Source organism: Streptomyces sp. WM6378 (assembly GCF_001279695.1).
Taxonomy (GTDB): Bacteria; Actinomycetota; Actinomycetes; order Streptomycetales; family Streptomycetaceae; genus Streptomyces.
The window spans coordinates 28,443-52,861 of record NZ_LGDD01000315.1; the positions used below are offsets into that span (position 1 = coordinate 28,443).

General features: G+C 71.9%; 25 protein-coding genes. 10 read left to right on the forward strand and 15 right to left on the reverse strand.

What is annotated here, in order from left to right:
- The first annotated feature begins 63 nt into the window (after positions 1 to 63).
- Both ADK54_RS31675 and ADK54_RS31680 read left to right on the forward strand, forming a co-directional pair.
- Positions 64 to 627 (forward strand): hypothetical protein, encoded by a 564-nt coding sequence (locus ADK54_RS31675; RefSeq protein WP_053729210.1) that lies wholly within the window; start codon positions 64 to 66, stop codon positions 625 to 627.
- Positions 628 to 765: 138 nt separating this feature from the next.
- Entirely contained in the window at positions 766 to 1,305 is a 540-nt protein-coding gene (locus tag ADK54_RS31680; RefSeq protein ID WP_053729211.1) for a bacterial proteasome activator family protein, read from the forward strand.
- A 90-nt stretch (positions 1,306 to 1,395) separates the two neighbouring features.
- Here the strand turns inward: ADK54_RS31680 and ADK54_RS31685 are convergent, their stop codons facing one another.
- The 7 genes from ADK54_RS31685 to pdhA all read right to left on the reverse strand — a co-directional run bounded on the left by ADK54_RS31685 (position 1,396) and on the right by pdhA (position 9,319).
- A complete protein-coding gene (locus ADK54_RS31685) occupies positions 1,396 to 2,373 on the reverse strand; it encodes an NAD(P)H-quinone oxidoreductase (protein ID WP_053729212.1) in 978 nt (325 codons plus the stop codon).
- Positions 2,374 to 2,383: 10 nt separating this feature from the next.
- On the reverse strand, positions 2,384 to 3,463 hold the full coding sequence (locus ADK54_RS31690) for a potassium channel family protein (RefSeq protein WP_053729213.1): 1,080 nt from the start codon (positions 3,461 to 3,463) through the stop codon (positions 2,384 to 2,386).
- A 132-nt stretch (positions 3,464 to 3,595) separates the two neighbouring features.
- Positions 3,596 to 4,951 (reverse strand): molybdopterin molybdotransferase MoeA, encoded by a 1,356-nt coding sequence (locus ADK54_RS31695; protein ID WP_053729214.1) that lies wholly within the window; start codon positions 4,949 to 4,951, stop codon positions 3,596 to 3,598.
- Positions 4,948 to 5,835, reverse strand: a complete 888-nt coding sequence (locus tag ADK54_RS31700) for an NTP transferase domain-containing protein (protein ID WP_053729215.1) — start codon at positions 5,833 to 5,835, stop codon at positions 4,948 to 4,950. Before ADK54_RS31700 ends, ADK54_RS31695 begins: the two co-directional genes overlap by 4 nt.
- 69 nt (positions 5,836 to 5,904) lie before the next feature.
- On the reverse strand, positions 5,905 to 7,188 hold the full coding sequence (locus ADK54_RS31705; RefSeq protein ID WP_053729216.1) for a dihydrolipoamide acetyltransferase family protein: 1,284 nt from the start codon (positions 7,186 to 7,188) through the stop codon (positions 5,905 to 5,907).
- Positions 7,188 to 8,195, reverse strand: a complete 1,008-nt coding sequence (locus tag ADK54_RS31710) for an alpha-ketoacid dehydrogenase subunit beta (RefSeq protein WP_053729217.1) — start codon at positions 8,193 to 8,195, stop codon at positions 7,188 to 7,190. The genes ADK54_RS31705 and ADK54_RS31710 overlap by 1 nt, the downstream gene beginning before the upstream one ends.
- The gene (gene pdhA / locus ADK54_RS31715) at positions 8,195 to 9,319 is read right to left on the reverse strand and encodes a pyruvate dehydrogenase (acetyl-transferring) E1 component subunit alpha (RefSeq protein WP_053729218.1); all 1,125 of its coding nucleotides are present in this window, start codon (positions 9,317 to 9,319) and stop codon (positions 8,195 to 8,197) included. Before pdhA ends, ADK54_RS31710 begins: the two co-directional genes overlap by 1 nt.
- Before the next feature lie 181 nt (positions 9,320 to 9,500).
- On the opposite strand from pdhA, the gene ADK54_RS31720 reads away from it, so the two are divergent.
- Complete coding sequence (locus ADK54_RS31720) at positions 9,501 to 9,989, forward strand: Lrp/AsnC family transcriptional regulator (RefSeq protein WP_078966784.1); 489 nt, start codon at positions 9,501 to 9,503, stop codon at positions 9,987 to 9,989.
- A gap of 29 nt (positions 9,990 to 10,018) precedes the next feature.
- On the opposite strand, the gene ADK54_RS31725 is transcribed toward ADK54_RS31720, so the two are convergent.
- The 3 genes from ADK54_RS31725 to ADK54_RS31735 are packed head-to-tail and all read right to left on the reverse strand — an operon-like array spanning position 10,019 to position 13,015.
- Positions 10,019 to 10,831, reverse strand: a complete 813-nt coding sequence (locus tag ADK54_RS31725; protein WP_159047959.1) for an alpha/beta hydrolase family protein — start codon at positions 10,829 to 10,831, stop codon at positions 10,019 to 10,021.
- A gap of 49 nt (positions 10,832 to 10,880) precedes the next feature.
- Complete coding sequence (locus tag ADK54_RS31730) at positions 10,881 to 11,474, reverse strand: TetR/AcrR family transcriptional regulator (protein WP_053729221.1); 594 nt, start codon at positions 11,472 to 11,474, stop codon at positions 10,881 to 10,883.
- Positions 11,471 to 13,015, reverse strand: coding sequence for a 3-hydroxyacyl-CoA dehydrogenase (locus ADK54_RS31735; RefSeq protein WP_053729222.1), 1,545 nt, complete (start codon positions 13,013 to 13,015; stop codon positions 11,471 to 11,473). The genes ADK54_RS31730 and ADK54_RS31735 overlap by 4 nt, the downstream gene beginning before the upstream one ends.
- A gap of 201 nt (positions 13,016 to 13,216) precedes the next feature.
- Between ADK54_RS31735 and paaN the strand changes: the two genes are divergently transcribed.
- Complete coding sequence (gene paaN / locus ADK54_RS31740; RefSeq protein WP_053729223.1) at positions 13,217 to 14,881, forward strand: phenylacetic acid degradation protein PaaN; 1,665 nt, start codon at positions 13,217 to 13,219, stop codon at positions 14,879 to 14,881.
- A 28-nt stretch (positions 14,882 to 14,909) separates the two neighbouring features.
- On the opposite strand, the gene ADK54_RS31745 is transcribed toward paaN, so the two are convergent.
- Genes ADK54_RS31745 through ADK54_RS31755 form a run of 3 tightly spaced genes read right to left on the reverse strand, consistent with a single transcriptional unit; the run spans position 14,910 to position 17,601 of the window.
- Complete coding sequence (locus ADK54_RS31745) at positions 14,910 to 15,596, reverse strand: TrmH family RNA methyltransferase (RefSeq protein ID WP_053729224.1); 687 nt, start codon at positions 15,594 to 15,596, stop codon at positions 14,910 to 14,912.
- Positions 15,593 to 16,915, reverse strand: coding sequence for an HTTM domain-containing protein (locus tag ADK54_RS31750; RefSeq protein WP_078966785.1), 1,323 nt, complete (start codon positions 16,913 to 16,915; stop codon positions 15,593 to 15,595). Before ADK54_RS31750 ends, ADK54_RS31745 begins: the two co-directional genes overlap by 4 nt.
- Complete coding sequence (locus tag ADK54_RS31755; RefSeq protein WP_053729225.1) at positions 16,912 to 17,601, reverse strand: DUF5819 family protein; 690 nt, start codon at positions 17,599 to 17,601, stop codon at positions 16,912 to 16,914. Before ADK54_RS31755 ends, ADK54_RS31750 begins: the two co-directional genes overlap by 4 nt.
- 501 nt (positions 17,602 to 18,102) lie before the next feature.
- Between ADK54_RS31755 and paaA the strand changes: the two genes are divergently transcribed.
- The 6 genes from paaA (at position 18,103) to ADK54_RS31785 (ending at position 23,040) form a co-directional block, all read left to right on the forward strand.
- Positions 18,103 to 19,137: a 1,2-phenylacetyl-CoA epoxidase subunit PaaA gene (paaA, locus tag ADK54_RS31760; protein ID WP_053729226.1), complete on the forward strand. Its 1,035-nt coding sequence runs from the start codon at positions 18,103 to 18,105 to the stop codon at positions 19,135 to 19,137.
- On the forward strand, positions 19,134 to 19,421 hold the full coding sequence (gene paaB / locus ADK54_RS31765; protein ID WP_053729227.1) for a 1,2-phenylacetyl-CoA epoxidase subunit PaaB: 288 nt from the start codon (positions 19,134 to 19,136) through the stop codon (positions 19,419 to 19,421). The genes paaA and paaB overlap by 4 nt, the downstream gene beginning before the upstream one ends.
- Entirely contained in the window at positions 19,418 to 20,137 is a 720-nt protein-coding gene (paaC, locus tag ADK54_RS31770) for a 1,2-phenylacetyl-CoA epoxidase subunit PaaC (protein WP_053729228.1), read from the forward strand. The genes paaB and paaC overlap by 4 nt, the downstream gene beginning before the upstream one ends.
- Complete coding sequence (gene paaD, locus ADK54_RS31775) at positions 20,131 to 20,634, forward strand: 1,2-phenylacetyl-CoA epoxidase subunit PaaD (RefSeq protein ID WP_053729229.1); 504 nt, start codon at positions 20,131 to 20,133, stop codon at positions 20,632 to 20,634. The genes paaC and paaD overlap by 7 nt, the downstream gene beginning before the upstream one ends.
- Positions 20,635 to 21,687, forward strand: coding sequence for a 2Fe-2S iron-sulfur cluster-binding protein (locus ADK54_RS31780; protein ID WP_053729230.1), 1,053 nt, complete (start codon positions 20,635 to 20,637; stop codon positions 21,685 to 21,687).
- Positions 21,688 to 21,897: 210 nt separating this feature from the next.
- On the forward strand, positions 21,898 to 23,040 hold the full coding sequence (locus tag ADK54_RS31785; RefSeq protein WP_053729232.1) for an acyl-CoA dehydrogenase family protein: 1,143 nt from the start codon (positions 21,898 to 21,900) through the stop codon (positions 23,038 to 23,040).
- A gap of 28 nt (positions 23,041 to 23,068) precedes the next feature.
- Here the strand turns inward: ADK54_RS31785 and ADK54_RS31790 are convergent, their stop codons facing one another.
- Positions 23,069 to 23,413 (reverse strand): rhodanese-like domain-containing protein, encoded by a 345-nt coding sequence (locus ADK54_RS31790; RefSeq protein WP_053729231.1) that lies wholly within the window; start codon positions 23,411 to 23,413, stop codon positions 23,069 to 23,071.
- 44 nt (positions 23,414 to 23,457) lie between these two features.
- Positions 23,458 to 24,378, reverse strand: a complete 921-nt coding sequence (locus tag ADK54_RS31795) for a J domain-containing protein (protein ID WP_078966787.1) — start codon at positions 24,376 to 24,378, stop codon at positions 23,458 to 23,460.
- Positions 24,379 to 24,419 lie beyond the last annotated feature (41 nt).

The following is a 24,419-nucleotide window of genomic DNA, read 5'->3' on the forward strand; positions in this document are numbered from 1 at the left end:
CGTGTGACGCTGATTCGGTCAGCCCAGGCGATCCTGCACGTCCGTACGGGAAGGGGCCCTCCCATGGCTCCAGGGATCCGGTCGTTCGCCGCGGCCGCATCGCTGACGGGGGCGCTGCTCCTGACGCCCCTGCCGGACACCCTCGCCGCCACCCCCTCACCCGGCCTGCCCCCGACGACGGTTGCCTCCGGCACGACGCGGGCCTCGCCCCGTACGGAGCCCTCGCCGGCCTCGCCCCGTGCCACCCCCTCGCCGACCCTCTCCGAGGAGCGGCGTCTTGCGGGCAGCCGGGCGGGCGAGGGCCGGATCCGGCCGGGCAGGGTGGAGCCGCCGCACGACCTCCTGCCGGACACCCTCGACGCGGCGGATCCGGACGAAGTGGCACCGGCTCAGGTCGGGGCGGCCCCGCAGACCCCACCGCAAGTTCCGCCCCCGGAGTCCCCGCAGGCCACGCCAAGACCCACCCTCACGGTCGGCGGCGTGCTTCCGCCGGCCCGGCGCCATCAGGCGCCGCAGGCCGTGTCCACCGGATCCGACCTGCGCGTCCACGTCCTCTCGCTGGGAGCGGGCCTGGCGCTGACCGGTCTGGGGATCGGATTCCTGGCACTGCGGCTCCGGCGACCGTGAAAGGGGTGGTGGGGAGCACGGCGCCGTTTCACGTGAAACCACGCTCATCCGGAGGGAATCGTCGCCCGGCGGGCGGTGGATCACCCCTTCCCGGGGGCACAACGTGATGTGAGGCACGTGTGCGAGAGAATGGGCGGCATGGAGATGCCGAGGAACGATAAGTCGCCGGACAGCCCCCACATCCTGGTCGTAGGCCAGGACGGTATGGCCATCGGCGGTGGAGACGACGAGTCCCGCGAGGTCCCGGTGACGGAGATGGTCGAACAGCCGGCAAAGGTCATGCGTATCGGCAGCATGATCAAGCAACTCCTTGAGGAAGTCCGCGCGGCTCCTCTCGACGAGGCGAGCCGAGTACGCCTGAAGGACATCCACGCCTCGTCCGTGAAGGAACTGGAAGACGGTCTGGCGCCGGAACTGGTCGAGGAACTGGAGCGGCTCTCCCTGCCGTTCACCGACGAGGCGATCCCCTCGGAGGCCGAACTCCGCATCGCGCAGGCCCAGTTGGTCGGCTGGCTCGAAGGTCTCTTCCACGGGATCCAGACGGCCCTGTTCGCCCAGCAAATGGCGGCCCGCGCCCAACTGGAGCAGATGCGCCGCGCGCTGCCGCCCGGTGTCTCGCACGACGACGATGACGACGACGGCCCGCACACGGGCGCCCGCTCGGGCCCCTACCTGTAACCGGGCCCATACCGGGCAAGCTGGCCCGTCGTACCGAGCAGTGAGAGGGGGCCCCTTCCCGGCGCCCCCTCTCCGCGTTCACCCCGGCCGTCAGGCCGTCAGCAGCACCTTGCCCACATGGGTGGAGGCTTCGATCACCCGATGCCCCTCGGCAGCGTCCGACAGCGGCAGCGTCCGGTCCACCACGGGCCGCACCCGGCCACCGGCGATCAGCGGCCACACGTGCTCCCGCACAGCCGCCACGATCGCCGCCTTCTCGGCGGCCGGCCGACCTCGCAGGGAGGTCGCGGTGACCGCGGCCCGCTTGGTGAGCAGCGCGCCCAGGTTCAGCTCGCCCTTGGCGCCGCCCTGGAGGCCGATTACCGCGAGCCGCCCGTTGACGGCGAGCGCCCGTACGTTCCGCTCCAGGTACTTGGCGCCCATGATGTCGAGGATGACGTCCGCGCCGACGCCGTCCGTGGCCTTCAACACCTCGTCCACGAAGTCCTGTTCGCGGTAGTCGATGAGGATGTCCGCGCCCAGCTCGGCGCAGCGCGCCAGCTTGTCGGGACCGCCCGCCGTGACCGCGACCTTGGCACCGATCGCCTTGCCGAGCTGGATCGCCATCGTGCCGATGCCGCTCGCCCCGCCGTGCACCAGGAGCGTCTCGCCGGGGCGCAGGTGGGAAACCATGAACACGTTGGACCAGACGGTGCAGACGACCTCGGGCAGCGCGGCCGCCGCGGCCAAGTCCACGCCGTCGGGCACGGGCAGCAGCTGCCCGATGGGCACGGCCACCTTCTCGGCGTAGCCGCCGCCGCTCAGCAGCGCGCACACCTCGTCGCCGACGCTCCACCCGGACACCCCGGGCCCGAGCGCGGCGATCCGCCCGGAGCACTCCAGGCCGGGGTACGGGGACGCCCCGGGCGGCGGGTTGTAGAAACCCTGGCGCTGGAGCACATCGGCACGGTTGACGGCGGCGGCGGCCACCTCGACGAGGACCTCGCCCTCGCTCGGCACGGGATCGGGGACCTCGGCCCAGACCAGCGCCTCGGGACCGCCCGGCTCAGGAATCGTGATCGCATACATGCGGCCGACGCTACTCCGGCTGACCCTCAACCTGCGCGCCACCGGCTCGTACGATCGTGATGAGCCGGTCGGTGAGCTGGAGCGGGCTCGCCTTCGCGTCGTCGTACGCAAGGAGCCGGTGGCCGCGCAGCACGCTCACCACCAGGTCCTCGGTCTCCCGCACCCCGCGGCCGACCTCGCTCTTCTTCACGGGCCGCTCCACCATGTCGAGCCCGCTGCCCTGCTGGATCAGGTCCTCCATCACGGCGCCCGCGCTGGGGCTGAGCACGGAGAGACCGAGCAGCCGCCCGGCCGCGCTGGCGCTGGTGATGACGGCGTCCGCGCCGGACTGGCGCAGCAGCGGCGCGTTCTCCTCCTCCCGTACCGCGGCGACGATCTTCGCGCCCCGGTTGAGCTGGCGGGCCGTCAGCGTGACCAGGACCGCGGTGTCGTCGCGCTGGGTGGCGATGACGACCTGGCGGGCCTTTTGCAGTTCGGCACGCAGCAGCACGTCACTGCGGGTGGCATCCCCGATGACGCCGACGAAGCCCTCCGCGTTGGCGGTCTCGATGACCTTCGCGCTCGGGTCGACGATCACGACCTGGTCCTTCTTCAGGCCCGTCGCGCACAAGGTCTGGATCGCCGACCGGCCCTTCGTCCCGAAGCCGATGACGACGGTGTGCTCTCGCAATTGAGCCTTCCAGCGGTTGAGCCGCCACTCTTCGCGGGTCCGTTCGGTGAGGACTTCGAGAGTGGTTCCGACGAGGATGATCAGGAACAGCACGCGCAGCGGCGTGACCAGCAGGATGTTGGTGAGCCGGGCGCTGTCGCTGTAGGGGACGATGTCGCCGTAGCCCGTCGTGGAGAGCGTGACGGTGGCGTAGTAGACGGCGTCGAGGAAGTCGACCCTGCCGTTGGCGTTGTCGTGATAGCCCTCGCGGTCGATCCAGACGATGAGGGTCGTCAGTATCAGCACGGCGAGCGCCATGAGGATCCGCTTGGCGACCTGGCGCATCGGCCGGTCGACGACCCGGCGGGGCAGCATGACCCGCCGGGTGATCAGGTGCTCGCCCGCCTGGCGTGCCATCGCGTCATGGCCCGGCAGTTTCACGTGAAACACCCTTCATCCAGGCGGGAGTTGTGGGCGTGGGCGCACCGTTTCACGTGAAACGCCCTTCAGGCGAGCAGGAGTTGACGTGGGAAGTAGCGCGGGAACCGAAGCCGCGGGACGCCATGAGGTGTCTCACGTGAAACACCCTTCTGCGGACCCCGCTTGAGCCCATGGCAGATCGAGGATCGCGACCTCCTGTCCCGCCCGCGCCCCGCCGGGCGGCACCACCGCGAGCCCGTCGGCGGCCGCGATCCCGCGGAGCATCGCCGGCCCGTTGTAGTGCAGCGGCACGACCCGTTCCGCGCGGTGCACCACGGGGACGAGCCTGGTGTCGTGCGGATGCCCCTGCACCTCGTTGCGCAAGGGTGCGGTGTACGTCACCGCCCTTGCCCGGTGCGCGAGTTCACGCAGCAGCGGCTCGGCCAGGGTGAGCAGTCCGGAGACCGCGGCGAGCGGATTGCCGGGCAGCCCGACCAGGTGCTTTCCCGCCCCGATCTGCGCCAGCAGCATGGGATGGCCGGGCCGCACGGCGACCCCGTCGACCAGGAGCTCGGCACCGGCCTTGTGCAGCACGGGATGGACGTGGTCGACGGGTCCGGAGGCTGTGCCGCCCGTCGTGATCACCAGATCGGCCGAAGAACCGGTGACGGCGGCGAGCAGTGCCCCCGCGTCGTCCTTCAGCCGCCGGGTCCCGATGACTTCGGCGCCGAGCGCGCGCAGCCAGAACCCGAGCATCGGGCCGAGCGCGTCCCGGATCAGCCCGTCGTGGGGGAGACCCTGGGTGAGCAGTTCGTCGCCGAGCACCAGGATCTCGACGCGGGGCCGGGGCACGGTGGTGAGCTCGTCGTATCCGGCGGCGGCGGCGAGGCCCAGCACGGCCGGGGTGACCAGCGCAGTGGCGGGCAGCAGCACGTCGCCCGAGCGGCATTCCTGCCCGCGCGGGCGGATGTCCTGGCCGTGCAGCACCACGCGGTCGGCCTGGAGCTGGGTGCGGGCCTCGTCGGTGCGGGCGTGCTCGCTGCGGATCACCGCGGTGGCACCGGCGGGGATGCGGGCCCCGGTGGCGATGCGTACGGCTTCGCCGTCAGCGAGGGCGCCGGGCGCGGCGTGTCCGGCGAGGACGCCGCCGTCCTGCACCGCCCACGGCCCGGGCCCGGCGACGACCCAGCCGTCCATGGCGGAGGTGTCGAAGGACGGCAGGTCGGTGAGCGCGGTGAGCGGCTCGGTGAGGATCTCCCCGAGGGCCTGCTCCAGCGGCACCCGGTGGGAGCGGGCCGGTGCGGCCCGGCCCGCCCGGGCTGCCACGTTTCGGGCATCGGCCCAGGCGGAGGCCCGGTGGCGCGGGGCCGGGCGGTCGCCGGACGCCTCCGCGCGGGCCTGGCCCGTCGGCCGGGCCTCTGCGGCCGGGCCCGGCGTCGGCCTGGCGTCGCGCAGCAGGGCGAGGGCCTCGTCGGATCCGTCGTCCGCCGCCGCGCTCCGGGCGGTCATCCGGCGTCGTTCTTCGGGCCGTCTCCGGCCTCGGTCTCGGCCGCCCAGCGGTTGGCGAGCGCGGCCGCCTTGCGGGCCGCCTCCACCACGTCCTTGCCCTCGCCCCCCGCCTTCGCGGCGGCGTAGCCGACCAGGAAGGTGGTGAGCGGGGCGGCGGGCCGGGCGACGCCGTGGGCGGCGTCCCTGGCGAGGTCCAGCAGGACGCCGGTGTCGACGTCCAGCTCGATGCCGAGTTCGTCCTTGACTGCGGTGATCCATTCGTCCAGCACGCCTCCATCGTCCCTGATCCGGGCCCGGGCGGCGGCGAGGTCCTCCCAGGTGTCGCAGTCGAAGGAGGCGAGCGGGTCCGCGGTGATGCGCGCGAGGTCGAGTTCGCGGGTGAGGAGCCGCAGCGGCAGCCCGGCGAGCGAGCCGTGCTCGGTGGCGAGCAGCGCGAGCCGGCGGCGCAGCGGCTCGGCGCGGTAGGCGGCGACCAGCGGCTGGTCGCGGCCGCCGGCGTCGGTGCAGAGCGCTCCTTCGCGGCCGGTGCGCCGCAGCTCGTCGAGGAGGGCGTCGACGGTCGGCGCGGCCAGGAACGGCAGATCGGCCGAGAGCACGAGCACGCTCTCGGCCGACGTGCGGCGCACCCCGGCGTCCAGAGCGGCCAGCGGTCCGCCGCCGGCCGGTTCCTCCCGGGTCCACAGCACGGGCCGCACGGTGGGCCGCCGCCCGCCCACCACCACGGTGGTCGCGGCACCCGCGCAGGCGGTGAGGACCCGGTCGAGCAGGGCCCGGCCGCCCACGCTGAGCCCGGGTTTGTCGGCGCCGCCCAGCCGCTTGGCGGCGCCTCCGGCGAGTACTACGGCGTCAAATCGTGCGGATGCTGCGGCGTCATACGCGGTCATCCCCTGAGTATGGGCCGCCGGACGATCACCGCTACCCCGGCGAACGTCCCGAGTTCGCGGGGCCGTTCGTCACAGCGTGCGCAGCAGCACCGCCGGGTGCTCCACGCAGTCCGCGACGTAGCGCAGGAAGCCGCCCGCGGTGCCGCCGTCGCACACCCGGTGGTCGAAGGTGAGGGACAGCTGGACCACTTGGCGCACCGCGAGCTCGCCCTCGTACACCCACGGCTTGGGGATGATGCGGCCCACGCCCAGCATCGCCGCCTCGGGGTGGTTGATGATCGGCGTGGAGCCGTCGACGCCGAACACCCCGTAGTTGTTGAGGGTGAAGGTGCCTCCGGTCAGCTGGGCCGGGGTCAGCGTGCCCGTGCGGGCCGCCTCGGTGAGGCGGGCGAGTTCGGCGCCCAGCGAGTCGACGTTGCGGGTGTGGGCGTCGCGGACGACCGGGACGACCAGGCCTCGCTCGGTCTGGGCCGCGAAGCCCAGGTGCACCTCGGGCAGCCGCACGATCTCGCGGGCCGCCAGGTCGACGGTCGAGTTGAGCTCGGGGAATCGGGCGAGGGCCGCCGTGCAGATGCGGGCGAGCAGCGCGAGGACGGACACCTTGGGGCCGCCCGCGGCGTTCATGGCGGCGCGGGCCGCCATCAGCTCCGTGGCGTCGGCGTCGACCCAGCAGGTGGCGTCGGGGATTTCGGTACGGCTGCGGCTGAGCTTGTCGGCGACCGCGCCCCGGATGCCCTTCAGCGCGATGCGCTCACCGGCCGGGGCGGAGGCCGGGGTCGCGGGCACGACGGGCGCGGGGGCCGGCGCCGACGTCTGCATCGCCGACTCCACATCGGCACGCAGGATCAGACCCTCGGGCCCGCTTCCCCGCAACTCCCGCAGATCGAGGCCGTGTTCACGGGCCAGCCTGCGCACCAGCGGCGAGATGACCGGCACGGGCCCGGCCGCCCTGACCGGGGCGGGGGGCGCGGCCGGCACGGCGGCCGGGGTCGTGGGCCGCACACGGGAGCGGCGTCGGGTGGTGGCCGCGGCCGTCCCGTAGCCGACCAGGACGTTGCCCGAGTACTCGGAGGACTCGGCCTCCTCAGTGGCGTCCTCCTCGTGCACGGGGCCGACCGCGACGGTCAACAGGGGCGCGCCGACCGGCAGTTCGGTGCCCTCCTCGCCGAAGCGGGCGGTGACCACACCTCCGTACGGACACGGCACCTCGACCATCGCCTTGGCCGTCTCCACCTCGACGACCGGCTGGTCCACGGCCACCACGTCGCCGACCGCGACGAGCCAGCGCACGATCTCCGCCTCGGTGAGCCCCTCACCGAGGTCGGGCAGCTTGAACTCAAGGACCTTCGGCATCAGTGCTCCGCCTCCCACTGCAGCCGCGCGACCGCGTCCAGGACCCGGTCCACACCCGGCAGATGGTGCTTCTCCAGCATCGGCGGCGGGTAGGGGATGTCGAAGCCGGCGACCCGCAGCACGGGCGCCTCCAGGTGATGGAAACAGCGCTCGGTGACGCGCGCGGCAATCTCGCCGCCGGGGCCGCCGAATCCGGCCGACTCGTGGACGACCACGGCCCGCCCGGTGCGGCGCACCGACGCGCACACCGTCTCGTCGTCGAACGGCACCAGGGAGCGCAGGTCGACGACTTCGAGGTCCCAGCCCTCCTCGCGGGCCGCCTCGGCCGCCTCCAGGCACACCGGCACGGACGGCCCGTACGTGATGAGCGTCGCGCTGCTCCCGGTCCGCCGCACGACGGCCTTGCCGATGGGTGCCACGGCCGCGGGGGCTTCGGGCGACCAGTCGGACTTCGACCAGTACAGCCGCTTGGGCTCCAGGAAGACGACCGGGTCGTCGGACGCGATGGCGGCCCTCAGCAGCCCGTACGCGTCCTCCACGGTGGCCGGGGTGACGACCTGGAGGCCGGGCGTCGCCATGTAGTAGGCCTCGCTGGAATCGCTGTGGTGCTCGACGCCGCCGATGCCGCCGCCGTAGGGCACGCGCACCACGATGGGCATCGCCATGGCGCCGCGGGTGCGGTTGCGCATCTTGGCGACATGGCTGATGAGCTGCTCGAACGCCGGGTAGGCGAAGGCGTCGAACTGCATCTCGACGACGGGGCGCAGCCCGTACATCGCCATGCCGACGGCCGTGCCGAGGATGCCGGCCTCGGCGAGCGGGGTATCGGTGCAGCGGTCCTCGCCGAACTCCTTGGCGAGCCCGTCGGTGACCCGGAACACGCCGCCCAGGGTGCCGACGTCCTCGCCGAGGACGTGGACGGTCGGGTCCTCGGCCATGGCGTCGCGCATCGCGCGCTGCAGGGCCTGCGCCATGGTGGCGGGCTTCTTGTCGGTGGCGGTCGCCATCAGCGGGCCTCGGCTTCCAGCTCGGCGCGCAACTGGGCCGCCTGCTCGCGCAGTTGGCCGTTCCGCTCGGCGTAGACCTCGGCGAACAGGTCCATGGGGTCCAGGGCCGGGTCGGCGTTCATCTGGTCGCGCAGCGCCGCGGCCATGGTCTCGGCGGCCTCGGCGGCGGCGCGTATGCCGTCCTCGTCGAGGAGGCCGCGGGCGGTCAGCTCGCCCTCCAGGAGCCGGATCGGATCGTGGTCGCGCCAGGCGTCGACCTCGGCGGAGCCCCGGTAGCGCGTCGCGTCGTCGGCGTTGGTGTGCGCCTCCATGCGGTACGTGACGGCCTCGATCAGGGTGGGTCCGCCGCCGCGCCGGGCCCTGGCGACGGCCTCGGACAGCACCTGGTGCACGGCGGGCGCGTCGTTGCCGTCGACCAGGCGGCCCGGCATTCCGTACCCGACGGCCTTGTGGGCGAGGGAGGGCGCGGCGGTCTGCTTCGCGAGCGGCACGGAGATCGCGAAGCCGTTGTTCTGGACGAGGAAGACCACCGGGGCCTGCCATACGGCCGCGAAGTTCAGCGCCTCGTGGAAGTCGCCCTCGCTGGTGCCGCCGTCGCCGACCAGGGCGAGCGCCACCACGTCGTCGCCCTTGAGACGGGCCGCGTGGGCGAGGCCCACCGCGTGCGGCAGCTGGGTGGCGAGGGGGGTGCACAGCGGCGCGATGCGGTGCTCGCGCGGGTCGTAGCCGGTGTGCCAGTCGCCGCGGAGCAGCGTAAGCGCCTGCACGGGGTCCAGGCCCCGGGCGACGGCGGCGAGGGTGTCGCGGTAGCTCGGGAACAGCCAGTCGCGCTCCTCCAGGGCGAGGGCGGCGGCGACCTCGCAGGCCTCCTGGCCGGTCGAGGAGGGGTACACGGCGAGGCGGCCCTGTTTGGTGAGGGCGGTGGCCTGCGCATTGAAGCGGCGGCCGCGCACCAGCTCGGCGTACAGCTTCAGCATCAGCGCGCGGTCGAGCTCGGCGCCGGTCCCCAGGACCCGGTGGGGCTCGGGGTCCGGGAGGAGCGGCGCGGGGTCGGTGCGCGGCCTCCAGGCGGGCGGAGGGGTCGGCCGATATGCGGCGGCACCGGGGAGCTCTTGGACCGTCATGCCAATGCACCTCCTTGTGGGGAGCGGACATCCGTGGGAAGGGCGTGAGTGTGACGCCCCTCACCTACCGATTGTTCGGTCGTGGACGCATTTTGGCTACAGCCACCTTCAGCCTGTGGACAAACGGTTCTCCACAGCCTGGGATGGGAACAGGTCGTCCACAACAGGAAGGCGGGGGGACATGGCAGCTGAACAAATGGCCACCGGCGAGATCCGGCCGGTGCCGCCGCGCCCGCTGGACGAGATCGACCACGACATCCTGCGGATCCTGCAGACGGACGGCCGGGCCTCGATACGCTCCGTGGCCGAGCGGGTGCACGTCTCGCGGGCCAACGCCTATGCGCGGATCAACCGACTCGTCGAGGACAGCGTGATCCAGGGCTTCACCGCGCGCGTGGACCACGAGAGGGCGGGCCAGGGCGCGGCCGCGTACATCACGCTCAAGATCGTGCAGAACTCGTGGCGCACGGTCCGCGCCCAGCTCAAGGAACTGCCCGGAGCCGCCCATATCGCCCTGGTCAGCGGGGACTTCGACGTCCTGCTCCTGGTGCACACGCCCGACAACAGGGCACTGCGCGAGCTGGTCCTGACCCGGATCCAGTCCATCCCGGAGGTCCTGTCGACACGCACCCTGCTGGTGTTCGAGGAGACGGACCTGGACCCCGCGTAGGGGCCTGGCCTGCGCGCAGTACTCACCGCTCAGGTGCAGTACTTCTTCAGGAAGGCGAGGACCGTCTCCCAGTTGTCGGGGGCGGCGAGCAGGGCCACTCCGTGCGAGGCCGATCCCTTGACGGGGACGAGCCGGTTCTCCGGGGCCTTGGTGCTCGCCGCGCTCAGCTCCCGCGCGGCCGTGGCGAACGTGCCGTCCTGGTCGCCGGCCATGTAGAGCACCGGCACGGTGAGGGTCTTGGCGGCGACCAGCGCGTCCATCGGGCCGTACGTCTCGGGGGCGGACAGCGCGACCACCGCGTCCGGCTTCAGCGGCATGTGGGCGGCCGCCTCCAGGGTCGCGGTGCCGCCCTTGGACGCGCCCATGAGGAGCAGCTTCCAGGCGCCCTCGCCGCGCAGCACGGCGGCCGCTCCCTCGATCTCGTCGGACGCGTCACCGGTCGTGTTGTTGACCGCGAGCACGCGGAAGCCCGCCTTGCCGAGCTCGACGGCCCTGTCCTTCCACTGGCAGACGTTCCCGTCCGACTGGTGGGCGAGAACGATCCCGGTATTGCCACTACCGGTCAGAAAGCCGCCAGTGGGCGATCCCGTCACGCTCTTGAAGACGATGGAGCCGGCCTTGGCCTGCTCGGGCGTCAGGCAGCCGAAGTCGTCCCCCTTGACGGGCGGCGCCGGTGCGGCGGGCTCGGCCTCCGCCTTCTTGACCGCGGCTCTCGCGTCCGGCGACTTGGCCGCCGCATCGTTTTTGCCGCCCTCACCGCTGCACCCGGCCAGCGTCAGGCCCACGAGCAGCACCGTGGCGCAGACGGACACAAAGGGCGCAGGAGTTCGCAAGGCAGCCATGACCGTGGATGTTGATCCGCTCCGGTGCCTCAGTCAACGGCCCCGGAGTTCAATGGCCGGTCCGCAACCCCTCGAAGGCCATCCTGACCACGGTGTCCGCCACCTGGTCGCCGTCCGCCTCTCCCTCGCGCTGCGGCCGGTACCACTCGACCAGCGAGTTGACCATGCCGAAGAGCAGCCGGGTCGCGAGGCGAATGTCCAGGTCGGCGCGGAGATCGCCGTCCGCGACGGCGGCCTTGAGGAGATCGGACACGCGCTGGTCGAACTCCCTGCGGCGCTCCATCGCCCAGCGTTCCGTCTTGGTGTTGCCGCGGACACGCAACAGCAGGGTGACGTAGGGAAGTTCGGCCATGAGGACTTCGACGGTACGTCGTGTGACGTACTCGACCCGCTCAATCGAGCGGCCGCGCAGCGCGCCCGGCTCGTCCAGGACGCCGAAGAGGCCGTCTATGGCGCGGCTCACCGCCCGGCGCAGGAGCTCCTCCTTGCCGGCGACGTGGTGGTAGATCGACGACTTGGAGATCCCGGCCGCCTTGGACAGGTGCTCCATCGAAGTGCCGTCGTAGCCACGCTCGTTGAAGACCCGCACCGCGACCGTGAGCAGCGTCTCGGGCGTGTAGGTGTCCCGCTTGGGGGTCGTCATGAGCCCGTCTCCTCGTCGCCCGCGTACGCCTGCCGGTAGAGCGCGAGCGAAGGGGCGTAGCGGCCGGTGGGGCAGCGCTCGTGCAGCGCCGAGAGCAGGTCGTACGCCCAGTCCTGGCCCAGGCGCCGGTTCCATTCGACGGGCCCCAGCGGGTAGTTGACGCCGAGCCGCATCGCGGTGTCGATGTCCTCGGGCGAAGCGACGCCCTTGGCGACGGCGTCGGCGGCGAAGTCGACGAGCATCGCGACGGTACGGGCGACGATCATGCCCGGCACGTCGCCGATGACGCTGACCTCCTTGCCGAGCTTCTGGAACAGGCCGACGGCCTCGGTGACGGCGCGCTCGGAGGTGTCCTCGCTCGCGGAGAGCGCGATGCGGGTGGCACCCCGGTAGTCGAGGGCGAGATCGAAGTAGACGACGTCCGCGAACTCGACGGACGTCTTGCCGTCGGCCAGGACGAGCTGTCCATCCCCCGGAAGCTCGATGTAGGGACCGCCCTCGTTGACGGTCTTCACGTCGATGCCGGCTTCCGTCATCATCGCGACGAGTTCGCGGGCCGGGCCCAGGTCACCGACCACGGTGACGGCCGCCGGGGCGTTCGCCGGGGGCGCCGTGTGCGGCTCGGGACGCCCGGCCTCCTTTGAAGGCGTGCCGGAGTCCTCGTACCCGAACCAGCCGCGTCCGCTCTTGCGGCCGTGCAGGCCGGACTCGACCAGGCGCCGCTGGGCCAGGGACGGCGTGAACTTGGGGCTCTGGAAGAAGGACTCCCAGACCGACCGCGTCACCGCCTCGTTCACGTCCTGCCCGATGAGGTCGGTCAGCTCGAAGGGGCCCATCCGGAACCCGCCGCACTCGCGCAGCACCGCGTCGATGGTGGCCGCGTCCGCGCCACGCTCTTCGTAGACGGCGAAGGCCTCGGCGTAGAAGGGGCGCGCGATGCGGTTGACGATGAAGCCGGGGGTGTCCGTGCAGCGCACCGGCGTCTTGCCCCAGGCCTTCGCCGTCTCGTACGCCCTGGCCGCGGCCGCCTCGTCGGTGGCGAAGCCGCTGACGACCTCGACCAGCGGGAGCAGCGGCGCCGGGTTGAAGAAGTGCAGGCCGACGAAGCGGCCGGGGTGGCGCAGCGCCCCCGCGATCGCGGTGACGGACAGCGAGGAGGTGTTGGTGGCGAGCAGGCAGTCCTCGCCGACCACGCCCTCCAGGGCGCCGAACAGTTCCTGTTTGACGGGGAGTTGTTCCAGGACGGCCTCGACGACGAGCGCGGCGTCGGCGAGCTCGTCGAGCCGCTCGGCCGGGTGCAGGCGGGCCAGCGCCCCGTCGCGCCCGGCGGCATCCAGGCGGCCCTTCTCGACCAGCCGGTCCAGTCGTCCGGCCAGGGCGTCGGCGGCCTCGCGCGCGCGGCCCGGTACGGCGTCGTAGAGCCGTACGCGGTGTCCGGCGACGAGGGCCACCTGGGCGATGCCCCGGCCCATGGTTCCGGTGCCGACGACGGCGACGGTACGGCTCGGCGCGATCGCTGAGGCGCTGGCGGTTTCGGTCATGAACGCGATCCTCCCCTACGGCTTGCCCACGGGCCCGGCGGGCCCCCTCCCGGGGGTGTCCGGCAGGGGGCCGTGGCGGGCGTGGCCGGTAGTTGTCCACAGGTTTCCCCGGACCCTCTTGTCCCGACCGATCGTTCGGTTACTCTAACGGTGTCCGGCTCTCCCTGCCCAGCTCGAAGACTCGACGAGGAGTTGCTCGCCATGCAGCTGACCGAGAAGCACAGGCCCACCTTGGACGGGGCCCTGGAGGCGATCCGCACGCGTGCGTACTGGTCGCCGCATCCGGAGCACCCCAAGGCCTACGGGGAGACGGGCGCCGAGGACGGCAAAGCCGCCTTCGACGCGCTCCTGAACCGTCGCTTCGACCTCGACCAGCCGGGCACCGACGACTGGACGGGCGCCGAAGTCTCGCCCTACGGCATCGAGTTGGGCGTCCAGTACCCCCACCCCGACCTCGATGTGCTGCTGCCCGCGATGCGGGCCGGGATGGCCGACTGGCGGGCCGCCGGGCCCGAGACGCGGGCTCTGGTCTGCATCGAGATCCTGGCCCGGATCGGCGCGCGTACCCACGAGTTCGCGCACGCGGTCATGCACACCAGCGGCCAGGCCTTCATGATGGCGTTCCAGGCGGGCGGGCCGCACGCCCAGGACCGCGGCCTGGAAGCCGTCGCGTACGCCTACCAGGAGCAGACCCGCACGCCGTCGGGCAGCGCCGCCTGGTCCAAGCCGCAGGGCAAGCGCGAGCCCCTGGAGCTCACCAAGACGTTCACCCCGGCCGGGCGCGGCATCGCCCTGCTGATCGGCTGCAACACCTTCCCGACGTGGAACGGCTACCCGGGCCTGTTCGCCTCGCTGGCCACCGGAAACCCGGTCCTGGTCAAGCCGCACCCGCGCGCGGTCCTGCCGCTGGCGATGACGGTGAAGATGGCGCGCGAGGTGCTCGCCGAGGCGGGCTTCGACCCCAACCTGGTGGCGCTCGCCGCCGAGCGGCCGGGCGAGGGCATCGCCAAGACCCTCGCGGTCCGCCCCGAAATCAAGATCATCGACTACACGGGCTCCTCCGCGTTCGGCGACTGGCTGGAGGCCAACGCCCGCCAGGCGCAGGTCTACACCGAGAAGGCCGGCGTCAACACGGTGGTCATCGACTCCACCGACAACTACAAGGGCATGCTCGCCAACCTGTCCTTCTCGCTGTCCCTGTACAGCGGCCAGATGTGCACCACCCCGCAGAACCTGCTGATCCCCCGCGACGGCATCAACACGGACGCGGGCAAGAAGTCGTACGACGAGGTCGTCGGCGACCTCGCGGGCGCGGTCGGCGGCCTGCTCGGCGACGACGCCCGGGCCAACGCGCTGCTCGGCGCCCTCGTCAACCCCGACGTGAAGACCCGTCTGGACGCGGCCCCCGGCCTCGGCGAAGTCGCCCTGCCCTCAAGGGAGGTGGCCAACCCCGAGTTCCCGGACGCGGTGGTCCGCACCCCGGTGATCGTCAAGCTGGACGGCGCGAAGCCGGACGCGGAGGCCGTCTACCTCTCGGAGTGCTTCGGCCCGGTCTCCTTCGCCGTCGCTGTCGACTCCACGGCGGACGCGGTCGAGCTGCTGCGCCGCACGGTCCGCGACAAGGGCGCGATGACGGTCGGCGCGTACACCACCTCGCCGGAGGTGGAGCGCTCGATCGAGGACGTCTGCCTGGACGAGTCGGCCCAGCTGTCGCTGAACCTGACGGGCGGGGTGTACGTCAACCAGACGGCCGCCTTCTCCGACTTCCACGGTTCGGGCGGCAACCCGGCGGCCAACGCGGCCCTGTGCGACGGGGCGTTCGTGGCCAACCGGTTCCGCGTGGTGGAGGTCCGCAGGCAGGCCTGAGCACAGGCCTCGCGGGAGCGGAGGTGCGTCAGTCGGGAATGGTGGCGTGCCTCTGCACCCAGGAGTGCATCGCGATGGCCGCCGCGGCTCCCGCGTTGATGGAGCGCGTGGAGCCGAACTGCGCGATGGAGCACACCATATGGGCGTGCTTACGGGCCTCTTCGGTAAGCCCTGGGCCCTCCTGGCCGAAGAGCAGCACACACCGGCGCGGCAGCTCGGTCCGCTCCAGCGGAACCGCGCCGGGCAGGTTGTCGATGCCGATGATCGGCACGCCCTCCGCGAGGGCCCACGCGGTCAGCGACTCGGTGTCCGGGTGGTGGCGGACGTGCTGGTAGCGGTCGGTGACCATCGCCCCGCGGCGGTTCCAGCGGCGCCGCCCGACGATGTGGATCTCCTTGGCCAGGAACGCGTTCGCGGTCCGCACCACGGATCCGATGTTGAAGTCGTGGCCCCAGTTCTCGACGGCCACGTGGAAGTCGTGCCGCCGGGTGTCGAGGTCGGCGACGATCGCCTCGCGTGTCCAGTACCGGTAGGCGTCGACGACATTGCGCCGGTCGCCGTGCGCGAGCAGCTCCGGGTCGTACCGCTCGCCCTCGGGCCAGGGCTGAGGGTGCGGGCCCACCCCGACCTCGGCCGGGCCGAAGCCTTCGTCGTACTGGATGGGGTCGCCGGCCGGGGCGTCCTCGGCCGGGGCCGGCTGTTCGGTGCTGCTCACCCCACGAGCGTACGTGGCCGCTCGGCCTGCTCCGCCCGCTCCCGGCGCTGCTCGGGAAGGCGCGCGCCCGGCCGCAGCCGGCCCGCGTACGCGCCCACCTTGCGCAGGAACGACGTCGGCAGGAACACGGAGTCCGCGGCGATCATCGCCAGCGAGAAGAACGGCAGCCCGAGCAGGACCGCGATCCCGGCGTGCTCCAGCATCATCGCCACGAGCAGCACGTTCTTGACCCGTCGATTGAACAGCGTGAACGGGAACGCCACTTGGACCATGACCGTTCCATAAGTGAGCAGCATCACGATCACCCCGCTCGTGCCCAGCAGGGAGGAGAGTTCGGGCCACGGCGAGAAGTAGTCCAGCTTCAGCGGGTAGAACAGCGCGGTCCCGTCCTGCCAGCGGCTGCCCTGGATCTTGTACCAGCCGGCGGTCGCGTAGACCAGACAGACCTCCGCCATGATCACGACCATGGCCGCGTTGTGGACCAGGTTGCCGAGGACGTCGAGCAGCGCCCGCGCGTCGGCGTCGGCGAACCTGCCCACCGCCCACCACAGCCCCTGCACGGCCCACATGCCCCAGAACACGACCCACAGCCACCACTCGCCGCCGCCGAAGACACCGGACCCGGACGTACGCCAGGTGCCGACGAGCAGCCCGAGGCCGCACACCGCCCACAGCACCGGGCCGACCCGGTCCTGGCGCACCCCGCGCGCGAGGCGCCGCGCATCCAGCGACCAGACCTGCGCGCACCGCGTGAAGACCAGATAGATCGCCATCAGGTGGATGACGTTGTCACCACCGTCCCCCATGAAGACGGAGCGATTCTGCAGAGAGAGCACACCGATCATGAAGACGACGGACATGGTGCGCGTGCGCCAGCCCAGCATCAGGAGCGCGCTGGACACGATGGCCAGCGCGTACACGATCTCGAACCAGACCGTGCTGTCGGTCCAGAGCAGCGCGGTGAACGCGTGGTTGCCGGACACCAGACGGTTGCCGAGGTCCCAGCTCCAGGGGCCGTCGGGGCCGTACAGCTCGCGGCGGTTGGGCAGTTCGCGCAGCAGGAAGAAGAGCCAGGTCGCGGAGAACCCGATCCGGACGACCGCGCTCTGGTACGGGCCGAGGGCCGCGGCCGAGACGAGGCGTACGGCGCGCGCGGCCCGGGTCTCGGCGGCGGCCTCGGCCGCGCCGGGGGCTTCGGGGGCCCTGGGGGCTTCGAGCCGGGCACCGGTCGAGGCCCCGGGGTGCCGGGCTTCCGCAGGGTCGGCGGTGGGGCTTTCCGCCGGGCGGGCGGTGGGGCCGTCGTGGTCGTACGTGCTCACCGCTTCGCCTCCGTGCGTGCGTCACCGGTGCCCTTGGGCAGGTCGGCCGGGGTCACCGTCCACCACGGCACCTCCCGGTAGGACGGCCGGGTGTCGGTCTTCTCGTCGCTCCACGAGGGGCCCTTGACCGATGTGGTCATGGACCTGACCTGGATCCGGTCGACCGTGCCGCCGTCGCGGTGCGCGCCGAGCCGGAGCATCACGATGCGGCGCAGGTACTGCTCGGAGAGCTCGCCGCGCAGGCCGTTCGGCTTGTTGTCGTCGGTGTGCGAACCGACGAAGAAGTCCCAGCCGCGGCGCAGTTCGTTCTGCTCGGTGTGGCTGGGCAGCGGGTTGTGCCGGATCGCGTCGCCGTCCTGGGCCGAGAAGTCGATCCAGTCGGTGGTCTTGATCGTGCCGCCCGGCATCTTGATCTCGGCGCGCGCCTGGACGTCGATGTTCTGCTGCAGCGGATTGGGCGCGAAGAGCTTCCAGTTCTGCTCGAACTCGGGATAGATCCAGTCGTCGACGGCCTTGCCGTACTCCTTGCTGACCGTGTTGGAGGGTGCGACATGCAGGAACACCATCCCGATCTGCACGCAGGCGATCACGCCGATGACCGCGAGCGCGAGGACGGCCACGACCTGGAACCGGAAGGGCAGCCCGGCGATCCCGCGGGAGGACGCGCCCGCACCGCCGGAGCCCATGGGGCCGGGGGCGTCGGCGCGGCCGGGTGCCTCAGCGGGGCCAGGGTCAGCGCGGCCAGGTGCCTCAGGGGGGCCGGAAACGGGGTCCGGGACGGTTACGAGATCCGGCTGGCTGGCGGAATTCCGGTCCGGATCGGCCGCCGCCCGCGTGGCGGAATCCCGGTCCGGATCCGCCGAAGAATCGAAAACGGCGTCATCACCCGGGCCGGAAGCAGCGCCGGTTTCCGGGGCCGTACCCCGTTCGGCCGAAGCTCCGGGACGGCTCGCGGCAGGGTCGCCGGACCCGGCCGAAGCGGCTCTGACCTGCCCAGATCCCGCTCCGTCGGCCTTGCCCCCGGCTCCGGTCTCGTCCTTGTACGAATCCATCCCGCCCCGATCGGCACCCACTGAGTTATCCACAGGGTTGACACCCTACGGGCCGTCGACTCACCATTGTAGTCATCGAACCGAACGATCGGTCGGTTGGTGGACAGCCGCACAGCAGCTCGGCAGGGGGCCGGAATGACCGGAGTGACCGCGACAGCCACGGCAGCCGCAGGGACGGACGCGTCGTACCTGGCGGTGTTCGACGCGGCCGTCGCCGCGGACGATCGAATCGAGCCACGCGACTGGATGCCCGAGGCGTACCGCTCCTCGCTGGTCCGCCAAATGGCCCAGCACGCCCATTCCGAGATCATCGGCATGCAGCCGGAGGCGAACTGGATCACCCGCGCCCCGTCCCTGCGCCGCAAGGCCATCCTGATGGCCAAGGTCCAGGACGAGGCCGGGCACGGCCTCTACCTCTACAGCGCGGCCGAAACGCTCGGCACCGGCCGCGACGAGCTCCTCGACAAGCTGCACTCGGGGCGCCAGAAGTACTCCTCGATCTTCAACTACCCCACCCTGACCTGGGCCGACGTCGGCGCGATCGGCTGGCTGGTGGACGGCGCGGCGATCACCAACCAGGTCCCCCTGTGCCGCTGCTCCTACGGCCCGTACGCCCGGGCGATGGTCCGCATCTGCAAGGAGGAGTCCTTCCACCAGCGGCAGGGCTACGAGCTGCTGCTCACCCTGTCGAAGGGGACGCCCGAGCAGCACGCGATGGCGCAGGACGCGGTGAACCGCTGGTGGTGGCCATCCCTGATGATGTTCGGCCCGCCCGACGACGAGTCGGCGCACTCCGCGCAGTCGATGACCTGGAAGATCAAGCGCCACTCCAACGACGAGCTGCGCCAGCGCTTCGTGGACATAGCGGTCGGCCAGGCCGAAGGCCTCGGCCTCACCCTGCCCGACCCCGAGCTGCGCTGGAACGAGGATCGCGGCCACCACGACTTCGGCGAGATCGACTGGACGGAGTTCTGGGAGGTCCTCAAGGGCAACGGCCCCTGCAACGAGCAGCGGATCACCCAGCGACGCCGGGCCCACGAAGAAGGCGCCTGGGTGCGGGACGCGGCCGCCGCCTACGCCACGAAGCAGCAGACGCAGCGCGCCCATGAGACCCAGCAGGAGACAACCGTCGCCGCGGCGCAGCACCCGAACGGAGAGGCAACGGCATGAGCACGCACGACTGGCCGCTCTGGGAGGTGTTCGTGCGCTCGCGCCGCGGACTGTCCCACACCCACGCGGGAAGCCTGCACGCGCCGGACGCCGAGATGGCGCTGCGCAACGCCCGCGACTTGTATACCCGCAGGTCGGAGGGCATCTCGATCTGGGTGGTGCCGTCCGCGGCGATCAGCGCCTCCTCGCCCGACGAGAAGGACTCCTTCTTCGACCCGGCCGCCGACAAGCCCTACCGCCACCCGACGTTCTACGAGATCCCGGAAGGGGTGAAGCACCTGTGACGGCCATCGTTTTGACGGACGCCGCCCTCGCCCTCGGCGACGACGCCCTGGTGCTTTCGCACCGGCTGGGGGAGTGGGCGGGCCACGCCCCCGTCCTCGAAGAGGAGGTCGCCCTGGCGAACATCGCTCTCGACCTGCTCGGCCAGGCCCGGGTGCTGCTCTCGCAGGTGGGCGACGAGGACGAGCTGGCCTACCTCCGCGAGGAGCGGGCCTTCCGCAACCTCCAGCTCGTCGAACAGCCCAATGGCGACTTCGCCCACACCATCGCCCGCCAGCTGTACTTCTCGACGTACCAGCACCTGCTGTACGGCGAACTGGCAGCAGGAGAAGGCGAGTTCACAGCCCTCGCAGCGAAGGCGGTCAAGGAGGTCGAGTACCACCGCGACCACGCCGAGCAGTGGACCCTGCGGCTCGGCGACGGCACCGAGGAGAGCCACCGGCGGATGCAGCGGGCCTGCGAGGCGCTGTGGCGCTTCACCGGCGAGATGTTCCAGCCGGCGCCGGGCCTCGACCTCGACTGGGCCGACCTCGAAACGCGTTGGACGGCCTCGGTGACCTCGGTCCTCGGCCGGGCCACCCTGACCGTCCCCGAAGGCCCCCGCACCGGCGCCTGGGCGGCGGGCGCGGGCCGGCAAGGACTGCACACCGAATCCTTCGGGCGGATGCTCGCCGAAATGCAGCACCTGCACCGCAGCCACCCGGGGGCGTCATGGTGACCGGCACCGCACCCACGCCCCTGGAGACCGAGCTGCGCCGCCTCGCCGGCTCCGTCCCCGACCCCGAGCTGCCCGTCCTCACCCTCGAAGAGCTCGGCGTGCTGCGCGATGTGCACGTCGAAGCGCCGGGCCGGGTACGCGTCGAGCTCACCCCCACCTACACCGGCTGCCCCGCCGTGGAAGCCATGTCCTCGGACATCGAGCGCGTCCTCCACGACCACGGAATACCGCACGTCTCGGTCGTACGGGTGCTGTCCCCCGCCTGGTCGACCGACGACATCAGCGCGGAAGGCCGCCGCAAACTCGCCGAGTTCGGCATAGCTCCGCCGCGCCCGCACACCGCCGAGGGGCCGGTCGCGCTCACCCTGTCGGTGCGCTGCCCGCACTGCGGATCCACCGACACCGAGCTGCTCAGCCGCTTCTCCTCCACCGCGTGCAAGGCGCTGCGCCGCTGCGTGTCGTGCCGTGAACCGTTCGACCACTTCAAGGAGCTGTAGATGTTCCATCCGCTCCGGGTCAGCGAGGTCGAGCAGCTCACGGACGATTCGGTGACCGTCACCTTCGCCGTGCCGCCCGAGCTCCGCGAGGCCTACCGGCACCTGCCCGGCCAGCACCTCGCCCTGCGCCGCAGCGTGCGGGGCGAGGAGATCCGCCGTACGTACTCGATCTGCGCGCCCGCCGTCGAGGCACCGGACGAGCCGGTCCTGCGCGTCGGCATCCGCCTGGTGGAAGGCGGCGCCTTCTCCACGTACGCCTTCAAGGAACTCGCCGTCGGCGACACCGTCGACGTCATGGAGCCGATGGGCCGCTTCGTCCTGGAACCGCGCCCCGGGCACTTCGCGGCGATCGTCGGAGGCAGCGGCATCACGCCGGTCCTGTCGATCGCGGCGACCCTGCTCGCCCGCGAGCCCGAGGCGCGGTTCTGCCTGATACGCAGCGACCGCAGCGCCGCCTCCACGATGTTCCTCGAAGAGACGGCCGACCTGAAGGACCGTTACCCCGAACGGTTCCAGCTGGTCACCGTGCTGTCCCGGGAGGAACAGCAGTCCGGGCTGCCCTCGGGCCGGCTCGACCGCGAACGGCTGGCCGGGCTGCTGCCCGCGCTGCTCCCGGTGGCGGACATCGACGGCTGGTTCCTGTGCGGCCCCTTCGGTCTCGTCCAGGGTGCCGAGCAGGCCCTGCGCGGGCTCGGCGTCGACCGCAACCGCATCCACCAGGAGATCTTCCACGTCGACGCGGCACCGGCCCCGATGGCCAACGCCGCCGCCCCGGCACACGCCACGCTCACCGCGACCCTGGACGGCCGCTCGGGCAACTGGCCGGTGCAGGAGGGCGAGTCCCTCCTGGAAACGGTGCTGCGCGCCCGCGCGGACGCCCCGTACGCCTGCAAGGGCGGGGTGTGCGGGACGTGCCGGGCGTTCCTGGTCAAGGGCGAGGTACGGATGGAGCGCAACTTCGCGCTGGAGCCGGAAGAGACGGAGGCGGGCTACGTACTGGCCTGCCAGTCGCACCCCGCGACGGGAGAGGTGGAGCTGGACTTCGACCGGTGAGCGGGTGGGAGACGGTCAGGGGTTGAGGTGCGCGCCGGGCCATGGGCACTCGGTGCGTCGCCCATTCCCCTCCTGTCGGCTGCCCTGCCCATTCCCATCCCATAGAACCTGTTCTATCTTGACGAACCGTCAGATCGGGTCGGGCGGCGCGCACTTCATCTCGCGACGCCCCGGCCCGGACAGAACCGGTGCGTGCGGGAGGACAAGGCCGTGGACTTCACCTTCACCGAGGAGCAGCAGGCAGCCGTCGAGGCGGCCAAGGCGGTCTTCTTCGGCGTCGCGCCCGACGCGGTACCGAGCCCCGCCCTCACTCCGGGCGCCGTCGCCGACGACTTCGACCGCCCACTGTGGGCCAAGCTCGCCGCGTCGGACCTGCTGAGCCTGGTTCTCGACGCCGAGTACGGCGGCGCGGGCCTCGACCCGATCGCCCTGTGCCTGGTCCTGCGCGAATCGGCCAAGGTCCTCGCCCGGCTGCCGCTCCTGGAGACCAGCGCGGTCGCCCTGGCCGTACAGCGGTACGGCCAGGCCGAGTCGAGCCGGCGGCTGCTGCCCGCGATCGGCCGGGGCGAGCTCGTCCTGACCGTCGCCGCCAACGGCCGCACCGGCCACGACGACGCCGAACTCGCCGTCACCGCCCGCCGGGACGGCGAGGACTGGGTACTCGACGGTGCCCAGACCGGCGTGCCCTGGGCCCAGGCCAGCGACCGCATCGCCGTACCCGCCCACACCACCGACGGCCGCACCGTACTGGCCCTGGTCCCCCGCACCCAGCAGGGCGTCACCCTCGCCGACCAGATCTCCACCACCGGCGAACGCTTCGCCGAACTCCACCTGGAAGCCGTGCGCATCGACACAGCCGCGGTCATCGACGCGGACGGCGCCTGGGAATGGCTGCGCAACCTGCTCGCCACCGGAACCTGCGCCCTGGCCCTGGGCCTTGGGGAAGCCGTCCTCAACATGACCAGCCAATACACCGGAAAACGCGAGCAGTTCGGGCACCCGGTCGCCACGTTCCAGGCCGTCGCCGTCCAGGCGGCCGACCGCTACATCGACCTGCGCGCCATGGAAGCGACCCTCTGGCAGGCGGCCTGGCGCATCAGCACCGGCGCCCAGAGCGCGCTGCCCGTCGCCGGAGACGTCTCGGTCGCCAAGATCTGGGCCTCCGAAGGCGTACGCCGCGTCGTCCAGACCGCCCAGCACCTGCACGGCGGCTTCGGCGCCGACACCGACTACGTGCTGCACCGCTACCACGCCTGGGCCAAGCAACTGGAACTCTCGCTCGGCCCGGCCGCCGCCCACGAGGAAGCCCTCGGCGACCTCCTCGCCGCGCACCCGCTCAGCCAGAGCGCGTAAAGACTGCGTTCCGGGGGGGCCGGGAGGGCTAGATGACCGTGCCCGGCGCACCCTGGTCGTCGACGACCTTGCGGCCGGCCGCCTCCCACACCTGCATGCCGCCGTCGACGTTCACCGCGTCGATCCCCTGCTGCACCAGATACTGCGTGACCTGCGCCGACCGACCACCGACCCGGCACATCACATACGCCCGGCGCCCGTCCGCGACCGCCTCGGTCACCTCACCGAAGCGGGCCACGAAGTCGCTCATCGGCACATGCAGCGCGCCCTCGGCATGCCCCGCCGCCCACTCGTCGTCCTCCCGGACATCGAGCACCAGGGCGTCGGCCGGCACCTCAGCGACATCCACCGAGGGCAGCTGGGCGAAATTCATGGGTCATGCCTTCTCTCGTACGAACCCGGCAGGTCCCCCGAACGCTACTGCACCAGCTTCGCGAGCTCAGCCTCGCGACCGGCCACCTCGGCCAGCAGCTGCTCGGCGATCTCCTCAAGGAGCCGGTCCGGATCGTCCGGCGCCATCCGCAGCATCGAACCGATCGCGCTGTCCTCCAGCTCCCGGGCCAGCAACGCGAGCAACTCCTTGCGCCGACTCAGCCACTCAAGCCGCGCGTACAGCTCCTCGCTCTCGCTGGGCCGCACCTCGGCCGGCACCGGACCCGCCGCCCACTCCTCGGCCAGCTCCCGCAGCAGCGCCTCGTCACCGCGCCCGTACGCGGCATTGACCCGGGCGATGAACTCGTCACGCCGCGCCCGCTCCGCCTCGTCCTGCGCCAGATCCGGGTGCGCCTTGCGGGCCAGCTCGCGATACAGCCTGCGCACCTCCTCACTCGGCCGGACCCGCTTGGGCGGCTGCACCGGCTGGCCGGTGAGCATCGAGGCAGCCTCGGGGGAGAGGCCGTCGGAATCCATCCAGTCGTGGAACAGTTCGTCGACCCCCGGCATGGGCATGACCGCCGCCCGCGCCTCCCGCGCCCTGCGCAGATCCTCGGCATCACCGCTCTGCGCGGCCCTGGCCTCGGCGATCTGCGCGTCCAGCTCATCGAGCCGGGCATACATCGGGCCGAGCTTCTGATGGTGCAGCCGGGAGAAGTTCTCCACCTCGACCCGGAAGGTCTCCACCGCGATCTCGAACTCGATCAGCGCCTGCTCGGCCGCCCGCACCGCCCGCTCAAGCCGAGCCTCGGGGCGCTCGCCCCCAGCCCCGCCCGGCGGACTCCCCTGCGCCATGCCGTCCCCGGCGCCCTCGCCCAACGGCATGCCGGGCTCGCCCCCCGAAGGCGGGGTGGTCTGCGGGTCCTCGTTCCGGGCAGTCGTACCGCCGGCAGCTTCGTCCGTCACCGGTCCAGCGTACGGGCGGGGGGATGGGTGGGTCTGCAGGG

Bases quoted from the DNA above. Each gene is read 5' to 3' on its own strand.
- ADK54_RS31755 (WP_053729225.1), bottom strand. From the start codon at position 17,601: ATGGGCTCCGGCGGTGCGGGCGCGTCCTCCCGCGGGATCGCCGGGCTG.
- ADK54_RS31710 (WP_053729217.1), bottom strand. From the start codon at position 8,195: ATGGCGACCGCCACCGACAAGAAGCCCGCCACCATGGCGCAGGCCCTG.
- ADK54_RS31720 (WP_078966784.1), top strand. From the start codon at position 9,501: ATGGCAGCTGAACAAATGGCCACCGGCGAGATCCGGCCGGTGCCGCCG.
- ADK54_RS31735 (WP_053729222.1), bottom strand. From the start codon at position 13,015: ATGACCGAAACCGCCAGCGCCTCAGCGATCGCGCCGAGCCGTACCGTC.
- ADK54_RS31685 (WP_053729212.1), bottom strand. From the start codon at position 2,373: ATGTATGCGATCACGATTCCTGAGCCGGGCGGTCCCGAGGCGCTGGTC.
- ADK54_RS31700 (WP_053729215.1), bottom strand. From the start codon at position 5,835: ATGACCGCGTATGACGCCGCAGCATCCGCACGATTTGACGCCGTAGTA.
- paaD (WP_053729229.1), top strand. From the start codon at position 20,131: ATGGTGACCGGCACCGCACCCACGCCCCTGGAGACCGAGCTGCGCCGC.
- pdhA (WP_053729218.1), bottom strand. From the start codon at position 9,319: ATGACGGTCCAAGAGCTCCCCGGTGCCGCCGCATATCGGCCGACCCCT.
- ADK54_RS31730 (WP_053729221.1), bottom strand. From the start codon at position 11,474: ATGACGACCCCCAAGCGGGACACCTACACGCCCGAGACGCTGCTCACG.
- ADK54_RS31680 (WP_053729211.1), top strand. From the start codon at position 766: ATGGAGATGCCGAGGAACGATAAGTCGCCGGACAGCCCCCACATCCTG.
- paaB (WP_053729227.1), top strand. From the start codon at position 19,134: ATGAGCACGCACGACTGGCCGCTCTGGGAGGTGTTCGTGCGCTCGCGC.
- ADK54_RS31780 (WP_053729230.1), top strand. From the start codon at position 20,635: ATGTTCCATCCGCTCCGGGTCAGCGAGGTCGAGCAGCTCACGGACGAT.
- ADK54_RS31790 (WP_053729231.1), bottom strand. From the start codon at position 23,413: ATGAATTTCGCCCAGCTGCCCTCGGTGGATGTCGCTGAGGTGCCGGCC.
- paaN (WP_053729223.1), top strand. From the start codon at position 13,217: ATGCAGCTGACCGAGAAGCACAGGCCCACCTTGGACGGGGCCCTGGAG.
- ADK54_RS31705 (WP_053729216.1), bottom strand. From the start codon at position 7,188: ATGCCGAAGGTCCTTGAGTTCAAGCTGCCCGACCTCGGTGAGGGGCTC.
- ADK54_RS31675 (WP_053729210.1), top strand. From the start codon at position 64: ATGGCTCCAGGGATCCGGTCGTTCGCCGCGGCCGCATCGCTGACGGGG.
- ADK54_RS31725 (WP_159047959.1), bottom strand. From the start codon at position 10,831: ATGGCTGCCTTGCGAACTCCTGCGCCCTTTGTGTCCGTCTGCGCCACG.
- paaA (WP_053729226.1), top strand. From the start codon at position 18,103: ATGACCGGAGTGACCGCGACAGCCACGGCAGCCGCAGGGACGGACGCG.
- ADK54_RS31695 (WP_053729214.1), bottom strand. From the start codon at position 4,951: ATGACCGCCCGGAGCGCGGCGGCGGACGACGGATCCGACGAGGCCCTC.